This is a genomic window from Sphingomonas gilva (assembly GCF_003515075.1).
Taxonomy (GTDB): domain Bacteria; phylum Pseudomonadota; class Alphaproteobacteria; order Sphingomonadales; family Sphingomonadaceae; genus Sphingomonas; species Sphingomonas gilva.
In genome coordinates this window covers 150,060-167,670 of record NZ_QWLV01000004.1, presented here as the reverse complement: position 1 = coordinate 167,670, position 17,611 = coordinate 150,060, and the positions used below count along the sequence as shown (strand labels likewise).

General features: G+C 67.5%; 9 protein-coding genes. 4 read left to right on the top strand and 5 right to left on the bottom strand.

Features of this window, described 5'->3' with window-relative positions; all coding sequences use genetic code 11:
* Position 1 precedes the first annotated feature (1 nt).
* From D1610_RS10895 to D1610_RS10875, 5 genes are read right to left on the bottom strand one after another with little or no spacing between them, the layout of a single operon-like run.
* Positions 2 to 3,007, bottom strand: a complete 3,006-nt coding sequence (locus tag D1610_RS10895) for a glycoside hydrolase family 35 protein (protein WP_118864261.1) — start codon at positions 3,005 to 3,007, stop codon at positions 2 to 4.
* Positions 3,007 to 3,321 carry an L-rhamnose mutarotase gene (locus D1610_RS10890; protein ID WP_118864204.1) on the bottom strand — a complete coding sequence of 105 codons (315 nt, stop codon included), beginning with the start codon at positions 3,319 to 3,321 and terminating at the stop codon, positions 3,007 to 3,009. The genes D1610_RS10895 and D1610_RS10890 overlap by 1 nt, the downstream gene beginning before the upstream one ends.
* Before the next feature lie 20 nt (positions 3,322 to 3,341).
* The gene (locus D1610_RS10885; protein ID WP_118864203.1) at positions 3,342 to 4,844 is read right to left on the bottom strand and encodes a rhamnogalacturonidase; all 1,503 of its coding nucleotides are present in this window, start codon (positions 4,842 to 4,844) and stop codon (positions 3,342 to 3,344) included.
* A complete protein-coding gene (locus D1610_RS10880; protein ID WP_118864202.1) occupies positions 4,844 to 6,046 on the bottom strand; it encodes a rhamnogalacturonan acetylesterase in 1,203 nt (400 codons plus the stop codon). Before D1610_RS10880 ends, D1610_RS10885 begins: the two co-directional genes overlap by 1 nt.
* A 4-nt stretch (positions 6,047 to 6,050) precedes the next feature.
* Complete coding sequence (locus D1610_RS10875; protein WP_281268972.1) at positions 6,051 to 7,901, bottom strand: rhamnogalacturonan lyase; 1,851 nt, start codon at positions 7,899 to 7,901, stop codon at positions 6,051 to 6,053.
* 259 nt (positions 7,902 to 8,160) lie between these two features.
* Here D1610_RS10875 and D1610_RS10870 point away from each other — a divergent pair, with 259 nt between their 5' ends.
* The 4 genes from D1610_RS10870 (at position 8,161) to D1610_RS10855 (ending at position 17,610) form a co-directional block, all read left to right on the top strand.
* Positions 8,161 to 11,181, top strand: coding sequence for a TonB-dependent receptor (locus tag D1610_RS10870; protein ID WP_118864201.1), 3,021 nt, complete (start codon positions 8,161 to 8,163; stop codon positions 11,179 to 11,181).
* Positions 11,182 to 11,184: 3 nt separating this feature from the next.
* Complete coding sequence (locus D1610_RS10865; protein ID WP_118864200.1) at positions 11,185 to 11,880, top strand: DUF6250 domain-containing protein; 696 nt, start codon at positions 11,185 to 11,187, stop codon at positions 11,878 to 11,880.
* Positions 11,877 to 14,603 (top strand): exo-rhamnogalacturonan lyase family protein, encoded by a 2,727-nt coding sequence (locus tag D1610_RS10860; protein ID WP_118864199.1) that lies wholly within the window; start codon positions 11,877 to 11,879, stop codon positions 14,601 to 14,603. The genes D1610_RS10865 and D1610_RS10860 overlap by 4 nt, the downstream gene beginning before the upstream one ends.
* 328 nt (positions 14,604 to 14,931) lie before the next feature.
* Positions 14,932 to 17,610, top strand: a complete 2,679-nt coding sequence (locus D1610_RS10855) for a TonB-dependent receptor (protein WP_118864198.1) — start codon at positions 14,932 to 14,934, stop codon at positions 17,608 to 17,610.
* The last annotated feature ends 1 nt before the right edge of the window (position 17,611 follow it).

Here is a 17,611-nt window from a genome sequence, read left to right as displayed (position 1 = left end):
GTCAGTTCTTGAGTTGCGACGGATTTTGCGGCGCGTCGACCATGCGCACCGGGATGCCGCCTTTGACATTGCGCAGCGTCACCAGCCGCACCGCTTCGAGCGCGTTGCCGGGCTGGCCGTCGCTGGTGACGGCGAGCGCGATGGTGTTGCGGCCTTCATGGTTGAGGATGCCTTCGGGCACGACGAACGTCCGCTGCGGGCCGACATGGGCGATGAACTGGCCCATGTTCCAGCCATTGACGAAGATCAGCGCGCGGTAATCGACGGGCGAGCGCGGGACGGTGGGGTCGCCGAACTGGATGCCGATCGTCGCGTCCTGGTCCTTTGGCACGTCGAGGTCGAAGCTGGTGCGATACCAGGTCGTGCCGGGCTGGGCGCTGGTGGCGGGAATGGTGGTCGCCTGCCAGCTCCGGTCGTTGAAGCCCGGCAGGTGCCAGCCGACGCGTTCGCCATAGAGGCCGCCATTGTTGGTGATCCCGCGCACGGGATCGGCGAGGTCTTCGCCGCCACGCCGGCCCTGGATCTTCCACGCGATCGGGATGGCATAGCTCGGCCCGGCCTGTTCCTCGACCGAGACCGAGACGAGGCCGCGCGCCTCCTTGTGGAAATCGTCGGCGTCGAGGTCCCAGTTATGACCGTTGTTGCGGACCATGATCGCGATGACATGCTCGCCCGGCGTGCGTGCCTCGGGCGGGAGGTCGAATGTCGCGGTGCCGGTGGTGATCGGGCGGGGGAGGCCGCCGGGGGTCTCGTCCTCGCCGACCAGCTTGCCGTCGAGGAACACTTGCACCAGGCCGGAGCCGCCCGCGCCGTAATAGAGGCGGATGCGCTCGGCATCGGGCGTGCCGGTGAAGCGGCCGCGATACCAGACATCGCCTTCGTGGAAGCCATAGGCGTCCATCAGCATGTTGGGCTGGCCGTCGGGGCGTGCGGTGATGCTGGCATAAGCGCGGCGGTCGATCGCCTGCCATTCGCTGTCGTCGAAGGCGGGTTGCGCTTCGGGCGAGCCGGCGTGGACGCGCCAATTGTCGAGCGCGGGCAGCGCGAACTCGGCGGGGCCGGCGAGCGGTTGGGCAGCGACCCGGCTGGTGCCGACGCCGGGCGTGGTTGCGATGCGGGTGCCGTTCCAGGTGACCGTGTTTGCGCCGCGTGGCGCCCAGATTTCGAGCGGGCTTGCGACCGCGATGTCGCCAGTCAGCGCAAGCGTCGATCCCTTGATCTCTGCGTTGCGCAGCAGCTGCGGTCCGCGCACCAGCACCTCGCCATCCTTCCAGAAGCGCATCGCTTCGGGCTCGTCGGCAAGCAGCAGGGTGAGCGGCGGCCGCCCGCCGCCCTCGATCCGCACGCGGGCCAGTTCCTGGTGCGGATAGTCGAGAATCAGGTCGCCTTTCGCCGCATCGAAGCGGTGGGTGACGTTGCCTTCGATGACGGTGACGGTCGGGGCGCTCGCATAGCGGAGTGCGGTCTGCCCGGTCTCGCCGGCGCGGCCGTAGAGGAGCAACAGGCTCTCGTCATCGAGCGTCATCGCGTGCTGCAGCTCGCTGGTCGAATAGACCAGCCGCTGGCCGGCGAGGTTGACGCCCGCAACCAGCCACTTCGCATCATAGCCGTTGAGCCGCATCGGCATCGTATAGCGGCCGTCGGGCAGGTTGGCGGTGATGGTGAAGCGGTGGTCACCATTCTCGTTCGACGGGTTCTGCGTGACCAGCAGGAACCGCGCGTCGGTCTCTGGCGAGCGGTTGTGATAGACCTGGATTTTCTCGGTCGAGATCTCGACCGGACCGGCGGGGATCATGCCGGCGAGATCGGGCACACTGGCGATCAGGCCGCCCAGTTGCTTCATCTCCAACGCCTTGTCGCGCACCTCGCGCGTTTCGCTGATCGCCGCGCCATAATCATAGCTGGTGAACACCACCGGCGCCGGCATCCAGCCCCAGCTCGTCCCGCCGAAGGTCATGTAGAAGCTCTGGATCGAGATGCCGTTGGCGAGATTGGTGCCGTAGAACACCCGCTGATAGCGGCGGCCGCGCTGGATCGCGTTGCATTCATAGCCGCCGTTCGATCCCCAATAATCGAACCAGCCGCCGCCGAACTCGGCCGCGAAGCCGGGGGTGTTGGGGCTCGCCGAAGCGCCGCCCTTGGCGCCGCCGGCGCCGTAATAGCCCCAGTCAGGCGCGGGCGATCCCTTGGTCGGCTCGCCCTGGACGGTGCAGGTGCCGCCGGGATAGCCGTCGAATGCATAGAGATCGACCGGGCCTGGGACGGTCAGCGGGACATTGCTGCCCTCGGGCACCCAATAGCCGTTGCGGCCCTGATCGTTGTGGAAGATCGGGATGGTGATGCCGTCGGCGCGCGCCTTGGCATAGAGATGGTCCATATAGCGGCGCTGCGCCGGGGTGGTCAGCGCCAGCTCATTCTCGATCTGGTGGAGGATGACGGTGCCGCCCTTCTCGCCGTTCGGGCCGCCGTTGATCTGGTGCTTGGCGATGATGCGGTTGATCCGGGTCAGCCACTCGTCCGAGGCTTCGAGATAATCGGGGGCATCGGTTCGCGCGCGCGAGCGCTGGTTGACCAGCCAGCCGGGATAGCCGCCGCGCGACAGTTCGGCATTCACATAGGGACCGGCGCGGGTGATGACGTAAAGCCCCTCTTCGGCCGCTATTTCCAGCAGCCGGTCGATGTCGCGGATGCCGCTGAAATCATAGACGCCCTGCTTGGGGCTGTGGAAACCCCAGTAAACATAGATGGCGACCGTGTTGTAGCCGGTCGCCTTCATCTTCTGCAGAATGTCGCGCCAGAGGTCCGGCGAAGGCAGGCGAAAGGCGTGCATCTCGCCGCCCCAGATCAGCGTGCGCTTGCCGTCGATGATGAGCGAGCGCTCGTCGAACCCGACGCGGCCGAAAGTCTGCACCGGGGCTTCGAAATTGGCGGTTGGCTTCGCCTGTTGCGCCGCCACCGGCGTGGCGAGCGCGGCGGCGAGCAGCGCGGCGATGGACGTGCGAAACATCATGGCAGGTGGAATACCTGCGTCAGCGGCCATTCCTTCGGCCGGTTGCCCGGTTCGACCTCCATCAGCGGCGCCATATGGTCCCACCAGCGCTTCATCACCGGGTGATCGGGCAGCGCGTCACGATTATTGTCCTCGGCCAGATCAAGCACGGCGAACAGCGCCAGCGTCTCCTCATCGAGGAAGATCGAATAATCGGAGATGCCCGATTCGTGGAGCAGCGCCGAGAGCTCGGGCCAGATCGCATCGTGGCGCGCGCGATATTCCGCCGCGGCGCCGGGCTTCAGCTGCATCCGGAAGGCCTGTCTCGCCAACGCCCCTCTCCTTTAGTCCATTATGTAGGATGATTATCCAACATATGGATATCTCTAGATGTCACGCAGGTCAATCGATCGCCGGCCGATATCTCCAATCCAGGCGCGTCCTCGACCGCGATCGCCGGGCGCGCGCCGGCGCCCGTCGAGCTTAGCTCCAGTCTCACGATCTTGATGTCCTGCGCATGGCGCAGCCACAGACCCCAGGCCGGGGTCGGGCCGAACATGCTCGGTTCGGGATAGGCGTCGTGCAGCTCCTCGGGCGCGGGGGGCGGTGCGATGTCCGCGCCATCGTCATAGGTCAGGCGAATATCGCGCAGCGTCACGTCGCGCACCGGATGACCGGGCAATCCTGCGATCGTCGCGGCGAAGCGGGGATCGATGCCGCGGGCGTCCACCCCGCTGATCTCCACGCGCGAAATGCTGCCTATCCCCGTTCCGTCCGGTCCGCGCCGCCGGTCGCCCAGCCGGATGAACAGCGGCGCGGTGGTCACCTCCTCCATCACCAGCCGCCGCGCGATGATATTCTCCATCGCGCCGCCGTCGACCACCTCCAGCGCGAGGCCGCGGCTGCGTTCGAAGCGGCAATCCTCGATCAATATGTCGCGAAAGCCGCCGTTGCTCTCGGTGCCCAGCTTGATCCGGCCGGTCACCCGGTCGCGGTCGGGCGCGATCTGCTGCGCGCGGCCGAAGCTGCCGTCGAGCATCGTGCCCGGATCGTAGCCCGATACGGTGCAATCGCGGACGACGATCCGTTCGGACGCGACCGGCCGGCCCATCGCCAGGCTCGACTTGATCACGATGGCGTCGTCATTGGGGGTGTTGACCCGGCAGCGCTCGACGATGGCGTCGCGCACGCAATCGAGATCGATCCCGTCGCGTTCGGTGTCGATCGTCAGATCGGCGATCGTCAGCTGCGCGCAGCCCGTGGCGAGGATGGCGAAATGGCCGCAATCGCGCATGGCGAAGCCGGCGAGATGAACCCGCCGCGCGTCGTGCAGCCCGATCGCCTTGTTGCCCAGCCCGCGCATCCGCTCCTCCGGCGGCTCGAGCGCGGCGATCTCCTCTTCGGTCATCCCCGCCATCGACAGGGGCCGTTCGCCCGCCTGTTTCCGCCAGCTCGCGCCCGGCCCGTCGCGCGTCAGCCCGCGGCCGTCGATCAGGCCGGGGCCGATGATCGCCACATCCTCGACCCCATCGCCGACGAACAGGCTGTTGTGCCAATGGCTGTGGCCGAAATCCTGATAGAGCGCGGGCGGCCTGGGTTCGGGCAGGTCATAGGCGCCGTCATGCCGCGCCGGATCGGCCGCTTCGATCACCGCGCCCTCGGCCAGCAGCAGCGTGACGCGGCTCGCGAGCCGCACGGTGAAGCAGAGGAAGCGGCCGGCGGGCACGGCGACCATGCCCCCGCCCGCATCCGCCGCCGCCCGGATCGCGGCGTTGATCGCGCCGGTCGCCAACGTCTCCCCGTCGCCGCGCGCGCCGAAATCGCGGATGTCGAAACGGGCGGCGCCGGCCGGCATCAATTGCCCGCCGGGCGAGCGTCGCTCCGCGCCAGGCTCGGCGCGATCGGAACCTGCTCCGGCGCCGGCGGGCGCGCGGGATCGAACCGGGATAGGCCGGGCGCGAGATGGCGGGCGAGCGCGGTGCCCCGCATCCCTTCCGCCACCGCCCGCGCGAGCAGCCACGCGCCGTAATTATTGTGGTGCGTCCTGTCCTTGCCGCCGTCGTTGAACGCCAGCGGCGCGCGCTCCGGCCCCAGCGCCTGGTAGATCGCGACGCTCGCGGCGTTGAGATCGATCAGCGGCACCTTTTCCTCGGCGGCGACGCGCTTCACCGCGGCGACATAGTCGGCGAGCGTGCTCTCGATCCGGCCATGCCCGTCGAAGGTGCGCCGCTCGGGCGAGGTGACCAGCACCGGCGTCGCGCCGCGCGCCCGCGCCTCGGCGATGAAGGCCTTCAGATAGGCGGGATAGGCGAAGCGCGGATCGGCATAGGTCTGCGGCCACCCGCGCTTCTGGTCGTTGTGGCCGAACTGGATCAGCAGCCAGTCGCCCGCGCGCATCCGGCTCAGCACCTTGTCGAGCCGGTGCGCGGTGATGAACGACTTCATCGTCTCGCCCGACTCCGCATGGTTGGCGACGGCGATGTCGGGAGCGAGGAACGCCGGCAGCATCTGCCCCCAGCTCGCCGCCGGCTCTGCGCGCTGGTCGGTGACCGTCGAATCGCCGACGAGATAGATGGTCGGCACATCGGCGGGCGCGATCGTCACCGATCGGACCGCCGGCGCGCCGAGGAACTCCAGCGTCAGCTTGTCGTCCCAGGTGAAGCTCTTCTGTTCGCCGGGCTTGAGGCGCACCGCCGTGCCGCCGGGCGCATTGTCCGGCGGCGGCGCGAGCCGGGCGTCGCGGACGTTGACGACGAAGCTGCGCGTCGCCGTCTCGCCGGCGGCCGTCCGCACCGCCTCGCCCATCAATCGCCGCGATTCCGCCTTGACGGTGGTGACACCATTTTGCCGCGGATCGCCGAACGTCACCGTGATGCGGTAATTGCCCTCCGCCGCGGCGACCGAGAACAGGAAGCCCTCCTTCCCGCCGGCCGGCTCGACACCATAGCCTCGCGCCGCGTCATAGGGCTGACGTGTCGAAGCCTCGGTCAGGTCGAAATGGCGTTCGCCGGCCGCTCCCATCAACGCCAACGGCAAAAGGAACGCGGCGACCGGCATCGTTTCATTCGCCCTTTGCTTCCACGCGCCCGGCCAGGAAATAGGATGTGTGCGGCGGCTGGTTATAGGCGGTGTTCTGCCACGCGACGCCCAGGCGGTACACGGGATCGTGCATCAGCGTCGGCAGGCGGATGTCGGTCGCGATCGGCGTGGTGTAGATGCGCAGCTCGCTGCTGTCTTCGCTGCGCAGCACCAGCTCCTCGCGCCAGTCGCCGATCAGGTCCGCGCTCAGCGCCGGGGTCGCCTTGGTGCCGTTGTTGGAGGTGGCTCCCTCGGCGGTCAGCAATGGCGTCTCGCTGGCGCTCTCCCAGCTCCATTTGGTGATGCGGTTGCGGTCGAGCAGCTCGCGCAGGGGATCGCCGTCCCACCAGATGGCGAAATTGGCCGCGCGCGGATGGCCGCCGGGGATCACCTGGCCGCGCACGTCGTACAGCTCGCGCGAGTTCGACGCCCAGGCCTCGTCGCCGGCATGGCGCGGGTCGATATCGGCGGCGAGGCCGCGGCCGGTGTCGCGCTGCGCGGGCGTCGTCCACAGCCGCTCGCCGGTGCGCGCGTCGAGCATCGCCGCGCCAATGCCGCCGTTGCGCGAGACATTCTCGTGCACTCCGAACTTCTCCAGCCCCGGCCGGTTCGGATCGAGATCGCCGACATGCATGGTGTCGCCGTGGCCCAGGCCGGCGGTCCACAGGCCCTTGCCCTCGTCGTCCAAAGCCATAGAGCCGTAGATGATCTCGTCGCGGCCGTCGGCGTCGACATCGGCGACGGAGAGCTGGTGATTGCCCTGCCCGCCGAATGTCTCGTTGCCCGGCGCAGCGCTGTCGAACAGCCAGCGCCGGGTGAGCTTGCCGTCGCGCCAGTCCCAGGCGGCGATGGTCGAGCGGGCGTAATAGCCGCGGCCGAACACCAGGCTGGGGCGCTTGCCGTCGAGATAGGCGACGCCCGCGAGATAGCGGTCGGAGCGGTTGCCGTAGCCGTCGCCCCACAGGGCGGTGAGCGCCTCGGTCGTCTCCGCCCCGCGCGGCGGCGCATAAGGCGCGGTGGCGAGCGCGCGGCCTGTCCGTCCGTCGAACACCGTCAGATATTCGGGCCCCCTGAGGATGCGGCCCTGGAGCGGTGCGACGCGGGTGCCGTCGGCGAGCGTCTTCGATCCGGTGCGGTCGGCCTGCGGCACCTCGCCTTCGCCGCCGCGCCAATCGGCGTCGGCGTCGCCGATGACCTTGCCCACACCGTCGACGGTGCCGTCGGCGGTCTTCATCGCCACCTCGGCGCGCCCGTCGCCATCCAGGTCATAGACCATGAACTGGGTATAATGCGCCCCCGCCCGGATGTTGCGGCCAAGATCGATCCGCCACAGCCGCTTGCCGTCGAGCGTATAGGCGTCGATCAGCGTTTCGCCGCTATAGCCGGCAAAGGCGTTGTCCTTGGAGATCGACGGGTCCCATTTGACGACGATCTCATAGCGGCCATCGCCGTCGAGGTCTCCGGCGCTCGCATCGTTGGCGCTATACGAATATCGCTCGCCCGCAGGCGTGGTCCGATCCGCCGGACGATCGAGCGGGATCGACAGATAGCCTTGCGCCCATGGACCGACCGGCGCCGAGCGCGGACCGCCGGCCGGCTGGACGCTGTAACGCGAGGATGGCCTGCCATCGGCATCGACGAAGCTGGTCGCGCCGGTGATCGGCGCTGGGTTGATCCGTTTGCCGTCGCGCAGCAGATCGAACGCGACTCGGCGGTCGTCGCTCGCGAGCAGCCGCCAGGAAACATGCATGCCGCGCCCGTCCGCGGCGGGAACCGCGACAACGCCGCGATCAAGCCGTTCGATCTGCCGGCCATTCGCTCCGGTTTCCGCCAAGCCCGCCGAAGAGGCGAGAAGCGCGGCCGCAATCGCGGATCCCTTTGTAATTGACCTGATTGCCATCCGTCTCTCCCTCGCTCGGTCGCTTGCGTGCAACTCGAAATCCCACAATGTGGTTGTTCATACCATATTACGCAATTTTTCGCTTTTCAAGTCGGGCGGCGCGCGATATGTCTGATGATACATAAGGTGGGACAGCCCGCCATATCGTGGTCCGAATGGGCCAATTTGGCAGACTCGTTTAGGTGAGGCCCCGATGACTCCGTTGAGTACCCGCCGCGCGTTTCGCGGCACCGCGTCCTTGTTCGCGCTCGCTTTCGCCGCGACATTCTCCGCCGGCGCCAACGCCCAGACGGCACAGGCACAATCCGAAGAAACCGCTCCGGAAGAACAGGCGACCGATGCGGCCCCGCCGCAGGCCGACGAGATCATCGTCACCGGCATCCGCGCATCGCTCGCCTCCGCCAGCGACCGGAAGAAGAACGCCGGCACCACCGTCGATTCGATCGTGGCGGAAGATGTCGGCCGCTTCCCGGATCGCAATGTGGGCGAGGCGCTGTCGCGCATCAGCGGCGTGCAGTTGCAGCGCGATTTCGGCGAGGGCGTGAAGGTCTCGATCCGCGGCGTCGAGCCCGATCTCAACCGCGTAGAGGTCAACGGCGCCACGGCGCTCTCGTCGGGCGGCGACCGTTCGGGCGACTTCCGCGAGCTCGCCGCCGAGCTGATCAAGTCGGTCGATGTCTACAAGGGCTATCAGGTCGATCTGACCGAGGGTGGCGTCGGCGGCACCGTCAGCATCCAGACACGCCGTCCGCTCGAACTGCGCGGGCCGCTCCTTTCGATCAACGGATCGCTGCAGAATGTCGACACCGTCGGCAGCGAGTGGAAGCCGCGCGGCACGATCGTCGCAGGCACCAAGTTCCTCGACGATCGCTTCGGCGTGCTGGTCAACGCCACCTATGACCGCAACAAGACGCGCGGCGACTTCATCCGCAACACCGAATGGGTGCGCCTGGCCGATCTGAACGGCGACGGCCGCAAGAACACCGAGAACGCGAATTTCGGCAGCATCTCGACGCTCGCGGGTTGCGACGCGGTGCCGACAACGACCGACGATCCGCAGGCCAACCGGTTGGCGTGCCAGACGCAGTTCTACGATTTCAGCCCCCGCACGCCGCGCGTCGGCCTGTGGGAGCGCGACGACGAGCGCTGGTCGATCGATGCGCAGATCCAGGCCGAGCTCGCCAGCAACCTGACCGCGTTCGTCGGCTTCCAGTACAACAAGATGGACCGGCACCTGGTCGATTATAATCTCGGCTTCGATCTGAGCGCGGTGTCGCGCGTCGTCACCGGCGACAGCGTGGAAGTCGACGAGAACGGCAACGTCATCGGCATCACCACCGCACCGTGGACGTCGGGCGGATCGGTCGTCGGCCCCTCGATGCGCGACTTCCAGTTCGTCCAGGACACCAAATACTGGACGGCGGGCTTCAAGTGGGAGGTCGGCAACCTCACCGTGGACGGGCTCGCCGTGCTCTCGTCGGGCGGCCACACCAACGCCACCAACAATATCGGCATCGGCGCCAATCCCGACGGCGTGCGCATCCAGCTCGATCCGGAGAACGGCGCGCCGCGCTTCATCTTCCCGGACGATTTCGACGTCACCGACATCAACAGCTATATGTACGGACCGGGCGACCGCACCGTCGTCTCGGTCGACTGGCGGCCCAATCTCAACGAGCAGACCGAAGACCAGTTCAAGCTCGATTTCGACTGGGAGATCGAGCATCCGGTCGTCTCCAGCGTCGAATTCGGCGGACAGTATCGGCGGCTGACATCGACCCGCTATGCCGGCGGCGGCTATCTCGCGCTCAATGATGACGGCACCACCTTCATGGTGCCGACCGCGAACCGCGACATCGACGCCGTGGTCAACGGCGATCCGGAAGATTTCAGCGACACGACCAATCCCTATGTGTTCACCTGGTCGCCCGACCGGCTCGCCGACTTCTTCGCCGCGTCGAGCGGGGTGACGCCGGGCACCTTCTTCAACGCGCCGGGCTTCAACCGCGACAATCTGTTCGATGGCTGGGCGACGCCCACCTTCGCGGCGGTGAACGAGTTCTTCGACACCTCGGAGTTCAATTTCGACTGCGTGCGCGAATGCGAAGGCTATCCCCAGCTTCCCGCGTTCGACATCAGCGAGAAGATCACCGCGGGCTATCTGAAGTTCAACATCGAGGCCCAGCCCTTCGGCATGGACCTGCGCGGCAATATCGGCCTGCGCGTGGTGCGCACGCAGGACAAGGCGACCGGAAGCAACATCATCCGCGAACGCCGCCCGGCGAACAACGCGGTCGGCTATGAGGATGTCGAGGTGGGCCGCCAGATCATCTCGATCGACAATGATTACACGGATCTGCTGCCCGCGTTCAATTTCGCGCTGTTCGTGACCCCGGAGGTGATTCTGCGCGCCGACTGGTCACGTGTGATGGCGCGACCGAAGTTCAACGACCTCGCGCCAAACTCGAACTGTCTGTTCGATCTGACGCCCGAAGGCAGCGGCGATGGCGATCTGGACGATTGCTCGGCGGGCAATCCCCGGCTGAAGCCCTATCGCGCCGCGCAGTTCAATATCGGCGCCGAATGGTATCCGACGCGCGACACCAGCCTTGCCGTCACCTATTACCAGAAGAATATCGACAGCTTCATCCTGAGCAGCACCCTGGTCAGCAATGTCGATTTCTTCGGCGACGGGCGGGTGTTCGACGTGCGCCAGCCGATCAACGGCGAAGGTGCGACGCAGCGCGGCGTGGAAGTGTCGGGCCAGACCGCCTTCACCTTCCTGCCCTCGCCGTTCGACGGGTTGGGCATATCGGCCAACTACACCTACAGCACCTCGTCCAACGTCGATCTGATCAACCAGCTGACCGGCGACACGCTGCCCTACCCGTTCCTTTCGGAGCACAGCTTCAACATCAAACCCTATTACGAGAAATACGGCATCTCGATCGCGGTGCCCGTGCAATACCGCAGCGAGTATCTCGTCAGCGCGGCGGACCGCACCGGCAATCCCGTGTTCCACGATGGCGAGCTCTACGTCGATGCGCGCATCGGCTACGAGTTCAGGCTCGGTCCGGTCGAGCGCTTCGAGATTTTCGCCGAGGGCAAGAACCTGACCGGCGAGGTCGACCGCCTGACCGCCGGGGACATCCGCATGACCAGCCTCGGCTATTATGGCCGCCGCTATTTCCTGGGGTTCCGGGCCAACTTCTGACCGATGACATTCCACGTCTCCTCCCTGGCCCGGTCGTCCTCGCGGCGTCCGGGCTTTCTTTTTGCCCTTGCGGGCCTGCTGGCCGCCTGCGCGCCTGTCGCGACGGCGACGAGCGATCGCAGCGCGTGGCGCATCGAAGCCGAATCTCCCGAGGCGGTGGTGCGGTTCGACGCGGGGGTGATCGACATCGACACGCCCAGGGGCCTGTCGCTCTGGTATCGGCAGGCGCTGACCGCGCCGGTCACGATCAGCTTCGAGGCGATGGCGGTGGCCGAGGGCGGCGCCAACGACGAGGTCAGCGACCTCAACGCCTTCTGGATGGCGACCAACGAGGATGGAACCCCGGTGCTCGATCGCACGCGCAGCGGCGCCTTCGCCGAGTACGACACGCTCAGGACCTATTATGTCGGCATCGGCGGCAATCGGAACACGACGACGCGTTTCCGCCGCTATATCGGCAAGCCGGGCGACCGGCCGCTACTGCCCGAGCATGATCGCGGCGACCAGGCGGCGATGCTGGTGCCCAACCGCTGGATGCGCATCGCGCTGATCGCCGACGGCCGCCGCATCGCGGTCAGGCGCGACGGCGAGCTGCTGTTCGCGCTCGACGATCCCGAGCCCTACACGCGCGGTCATTTCGCCATCCGCACGACCAAGAGCCACATCCGCATCCGCAACCTGGAGATCACCCGGCCATGATCGCATCCCCGCCCGCCGACCGCCGTTCCGTGCTGAAGGCGATGCTGCTCGGCGGGGGATCGGGGCTGTTGCCCGGCGGTCTCGCGCAGGCGGCGATGGCGCAGCCGGCCTTCGCCCCCGCCCCGATCGGCTGGATCGACGGCGCCGCGCCGCCGCGCGACCTGGGCCAGACCTTCGGCGTGCCCTGGCCGCGCGGCATGGTGAAGCGCGGCGAGGCGCTGACCGTGCGCGCCGAGGGCGGCGGCGCGGTTCCGTCGCAGCACTGGACGCTCGCGACCTGGCCGGACGGATCGGTCAAATGGAGCGGGCACGCGCTCGCCGCCGGCGCGGACGCCGCCGGCTACACCGTGGCGCGGGGCCGCCCAACCCGACCCTCCAACCGGGTCCGCGTCAGCGAGACGACGGACACGATCGTCATCCGCTCCGGCGACATCGCCTGGACCGTCGCCAAGTCAGGCGGCGCGCTGATCCGTGAGGCGCGGCGCGGCGATCGGGTGGTGATGGGACCCGTAGAGCTGGTCGCCTCAACCGTCGCCGATCCGGACGGCGGCGCGAGCACGCCCTTCGCCGGCCACGTCACCCGCGCGGTGGTCGAGCAGGACGGGCCGGCGCGCGCGGTGGTGCGGATCGAGGGCGTCCATCGCGGCGGCGGGCGCGACTGGCTGCCCTTCACACTGCGCCTCTACGCCCATGCCGGCGGCGATCACCTGCGCATCGTCCACAGCTTCGTCTTCGACGGCGATCCCGCGCGCGACTTCATCAGCGGCCTCGGCGTGCGCGCCTCGGTGCCGATGCGCGCCGCGCTCCACGACCGCCATGTCCGCCTCGCCACCGACGGCGGGCTGTTCGCGGAAGCGGTGCGGCCGCTGACCGGCCTGCGCCGCGACCCCGGCCGCGCCTTCCGCGAGGCGCAGGTCGCCGGCCGCGCCGTCCCGCCGCTCGCCGAGATGGGCCGGCAGGTGCGCGAAGGGCTCGATCGCATCCCCGCCTGGGGCGATTTCGCGCTCCAGCAGCTCTCGGCCAACGGCTTCACCTTGAGGAAACGCACCGGCGCTGGCCATGGCTGGATCGACGCTGGCGAAGGCAGGCGCGCGGCGGGCCTGGGCTATGTCGGCGGGCCGGACGGCGGCGCGGCGCTCGGTCTGCGCTATTTCTGGCAGCGCCATCCGACCCAGATCGACATCCGCGACGCCGACGGCGACGCCGCGACGCTCACCGCGTGGCTGTGGTCGCCCGACGCGCCGGCGATGGACCTGCGCCCCTATCACGGCACGATGGGGATGGAGGGCTATGACGCGCAGAACCAGGGCCTCGACGTCACCTATGAGGATTACGAGCCCGGCTGGGACAATGCGCACGGCATCGCCCGGACGAGCGAGCTGACCCTGTGGGCGCTGGACGCCACGCCCGACGCCGACACGCTGCTCGCCATGGCGGCGGCCAATGCCGAGCCGCCGCGGCTGATGGCCGCGCCCGCACATATCCATAGCGCCGATGTGTTCGGCGACTGGGACCTGCCCGACCGCTCGACACCCAAGCGCGCGGCGATCGAGGATCAGCTCGCCAACCTGATCGATTTCTACGCGGACGAGGTCGACCGCCGGTCCTGGTACGGCTTCTGGAACCACGGCGACGTGATGCACAGCTATGATGGCGACCGCCATCAGTGGCGCTACGACATCGGCGGCTTCGCCTGGGCGAACAGCGAGCTCTCGCCCGATCTGTGGCTGTGGTACTCCGCGTTGCGCACGCGCGATCCGCGAACCTTCCGCCTGGCCGAGGCGATGACGCGGCACACCGGCGAGGTCGACGTCCATCACATCGGCCGCTTCGCCGGGCTCGGCACGCGCCACGGCGTGCAGCACTGGAGCGACAGCTCGAAACAGCCGCGCGTCAGCACCGCCGCCTATCGCCGCATCTTCTACTATCTGACCGCGGACGAGCGCGTCGGCGATCTGATGCGCCAGCTGCTCACCTCGGACGCAACGCTCCAGCATGTGGAGATCGGCCGCAAGGTGCCGGGGGCGAAGCGCGTGCCGCTGCCCGAAGGCGTCGTCGAGATGTCGTTCGGCACGGTGTGGTGCTCGCTCGCCGCCGCCTGGCTGACCGAATGGGAACGCACCGGCGATGCGCGCTGGCGCGACCGGCTGGTCGCGGGGATGGACAGCATCGGCCGCATGGAAAGCGGCTGGATGGCGGGCGGCGCGCCCTTCGACCTGAAGAGCGGCCGCTTCATCGATCCGGGGCCGAAGATCGCCTTCTCGCACCTCAATTCGGTGTTCGGCGCGGTGGAGGTCAATGCCGAGCTGCTGCAGCTGCTCAACGTGCCGCGCTACCGCGCCGCCTGGCTCGACTATTGCCGCTGGTACAATGCGCCCGTCGCCGAGTTCGAGGCGAAGTTCGGCAAGCGCAACGGCTCGACCAATCTGCGCGAAGGCCATTCGCGGCTGACCGCCTATGCCGCGCACGAAACCAACGACGCCGCCCTCGCCGCGCGCGCGGCGCGCGAATTCTATTCGGGCGACGCCGGGCTGGGCGTCGCCGACGGCGATCCGCGCCATCCGGTGACGACGCAGCCGCTCGCCGCGCCGGTGATCGAATGGCCCGGCGTTTCGACCAACGGGGCGTCGCAATGGGGTCTGGCGGCGATCCAGAATCTGGCGCTGATCCCCGCCGCGCTCGACGCCGCCAGCCCCGAACCGCGGCGGCGGCGAAGACGCTGACCTGCCTCCATGGCGGTCGACGTTAGCGGTTGTGAGGTCCCCTATTCCCCTTTTTCGTCACCCCGGACCTGTTCCGGGGTCCATCGCGCCGCAAGAATGGCGCTCACGCCTCTTGTTCCTGCCCAAGCCGCCTGAGGGACCCCGGAACAAGCTTGCCCGGAACCTGAAGGTTCGGTGACGGGAGGATCTACGTGGTCCAGGCGCCGCAGTGCTTATTGTCAACCGGGCCGAATACAACGCTCGAATCCTCTTACTTGTAAGACAAATACCTTTGGTATATGTCTGATAAATACGCCGCGCCTACAGCGGCGATCAGGGGAGAGAGACGATGCGCGCCTTGGGGGTTCTGCTCGCAACCACGATTCTGTCGGCGGCCTGGTCGGTCCGGGCGCACGCCCAGGAACAGGACGCGCCGGCCGAGATCGAACAGGCCGAGGAAGCCGAGATCATCGTCACCGGCTATCGCGAGTCGCTGCGTCAGGCGCTGATCCAGAAGCGCGAGGGCGACCGCGTGCAGGAGGTGCTGTCGTCGGAGGACCTGGGCAAGCTGCCCGAGGCGAGCATCGCCGAATCGCTAGCCCGCCTGCCCGGCATCACCACCAACCGCGATCGCGGCAACGGCACGCAGATCTCGATCCGGGGCATGGGGCCGAACCTGGTCAACACGCTGCTCAACGGGCGCGAGATCGTCTCCGCGGAGGCGAGCCGCAACATCCGCTACGAACAATTCCCCGCCGAGCTGCTGAACGGCGCCTTCATCTACAAGTCGCCGACGTCGGAACAGGTCGAAGGCGCGATCGCGGGGCAGGTCGATCTGCGCACGGTCAAGCCGCTGGACGGATCGGTCGGCAACCGGCTGGTCGTCAACCTGCGCGGCACCTTCGGCGACGAGGCGGACAAGGTGCAGGACGCCGATCCGTTCGGCTATATCGCCAGCATCAGCTATGTCGGCCGCCTGACCGATAATCTGGGCGTCGCGATCGGCTATTCGGGCCGGCGCCAGGCGGTGGCGACGACGCGCACCAACATCTTCCGCTACACCAACAGCTTCGCCGATCTGGATGGCGACGGCCAGGGCAACGACAACATCCCCTTCGGCTTCGAGGCGCTGGCGCGTGGCGGCGACGATATCCGCCATGGCGGGCTGGCGGCGGTGCAATGGCAGCCGTCGGACACGATCGAGATCAACGCCGACTTCCTCTACAGCCATGTCTCGTTCGATGAGACCCAGCGCGGCTTCCGCGTCGAGGGCTTTCCATTCGGCAACGTGCAGAGCGGCGTGGTCACCGATAACGGGTACGTCACCGGCATCACCACCACGGTCTTTCCCGGCAATGAGGGCTTCGGCCAGAACGTGCGCGGGGTGAACGAGCTGTTCTTCTTCGAGGACGATCTCTACGCCGGCGGCCTCAACGCGCGCTATTCGGCGAACGGCTGGACCGTCACCGCCGACGCCGGCTATTCGACGACGCACCGCGACCAGCAGTTCCTGACGCTGCGCACCCAGCCGTTCGGGGCGGTGCCGACGACGCGGTTCCGGTCCTTTGCCGGCCGCGTGCCGGAGATGGAGATCAGCCTCGATCTGACCGATCCCGACGTCTATCGCATCGCCGATTTCCAGATCCCGGAAAATGGCGGCGGCGCGCCGATCGTCAATGACGAGCTGATATCGGGCACGCTCGATGTCGAGCGCGAACTGGGCGGGCTGTTCAGGTCGGTCGCGGTCGGCGCGCGCTATACAGATCGGTCGAAGGACTATACCCAGCGCACCCAGTTCGGCTTCATCGATCCCGCCGCGCGCGTGCCGATCCCGGCAAGCCTGCTCAACCAGCCATTCTATTTCGCCGGCGAGTATTTCGGGCTTCCGGGCGTCTCCTCGATCCGCATCGAGGAAGCGGTCGCCCAGTTCTTCGGGCCGATCAACCCGACCACATCCTTCTTCGATCAGCGGTCGAGCTGGGTGGTCGCCGAGAAGACCTATGCCGGCTACGCGCAGCTCAATATCGACGGCGACCTGCTCGGCCTGCCGGTGACCGGCAATGCCGGCGTGCGCGTGATCCGCACCGAGACGCTATCCAGCAGCACGCGGATCGACCAGACCCAGCAGCCGGACGGCAGCGTGACCGAGGTGGCGGTGCCGGTGGCGATCCCGAACGAGTTCACCGACTGGCTCCCCAACATCAACCTCAACTTCAGGCTGACCGATCAGCTGCAGCTGCGCCTGGGCGCGAGCCGCGCGGTGGCGCGCGCGCCGCTCGACGATCTCAACGCCGGCTTCGGCGTGTTCACCTTCGGCGCGCCCGCGGCGTTCGGCGGCAATCCGTTCCTCGAGCCGTTCCGCGCCAACCAGCTCGACGCCAGTCTGGAATGGTATTTCGACCGTGACAGCGCGATCACCGTCGCCGCCTTCTACAAGGACCTCGACACCTATATCGTCCCGCAGGTCACCCCGATTACGGTGCCCAATCCGGCGGGCGGTCCCGACCTCGAAGGCACCTTCCGCCAGCCGGTCAACGGCGAAGGCGGCTATATCCGCGGCTTCGAAATACTGTTCCAGAAGGCGTTCACCTTCCTCCCCTCCCCGCTCGACGGCTTCGGCGTCTATGCCAATTACAGCTACACCGACAGCAACATCAGCGTGGAGGAAAACGACAACGCCATCGGCTCGATCGCGCTGCCCGGACTCTCCAAGCATGTGCTCAACGGCGTGCTCTACTACAGCAAGGCCGGGTTCGAGGGGCGCATCGGCTATCGCTGGCGCGACAGCTACGCGACCGAGCTGGGCGATACCGACCGTATCCTGTTTACCGCGCCGGAGGGCGTGGTCGATTTCCAGCTGAGCTACGAATTCCCCGACACCACGCCGATCGGCGGGCTGCAGCTGACCTTCCAGGCCAACAACGTGACCAACGAGCCGTTCGAAACCTATTATGGCGATCGCGATCTGCAGGGCCGCTACGAGAAGTTCGGGGCGCGGTACATGTTCGGCATCGGGTTTGAGTTGTGAG

Coding starts and splice junctions, on each gene's coding strand:
- D1610_RS10865 (WP_118864200.1), top strand. CDS start 11,185: ATGACATTCCACGTCTCCTCCCTGGCCCGGTCGTCCTCGCGGCGTCCG.
- D1610_RS10880 (WP_118864202.1), bottom strand. CDS start 6,046: ATGCCGGTCGCCGCGTTCCTTTTGCCGTTGGCGTTGATGGGAGCGGCC.
- D1610_RS10870 (WP_118864201.1), top strand. CDS start 8,161: ATGACTCCGTTGAGTACCCGCCGCGCGTTTCGCGGCACCGCGTCCTTG.
- D1610_RS10860 (WP_118864199.1), top strand. CDS start 11,877: ATGATCGCATCCCCGCCCGCCGACCGCCGTTCCGTGCTGAAGGCGATG.
- D1610_RS10895 (WP_118864261.1), bottom strand. CDS start 3,007: ATGTTTCGCACGTCCATCGCCGCGCTGCTCGCCGCCGCGCTCGCCACG.
- D1610_RS10885 (WP_118864203.1), bottom strand. CDS start 4,844: ATGCCGGCCGGCGCCGCCCGTTTCGACATCCGCGATTTCGGCGCGCGC.
- D1610_RS10855 (WP_118864198.1), top strand. CDS start 14,932: ATGCGCGCCTTGGGGGTTCTGCTCGCAACCACGATTCTGTCGGCGGCC.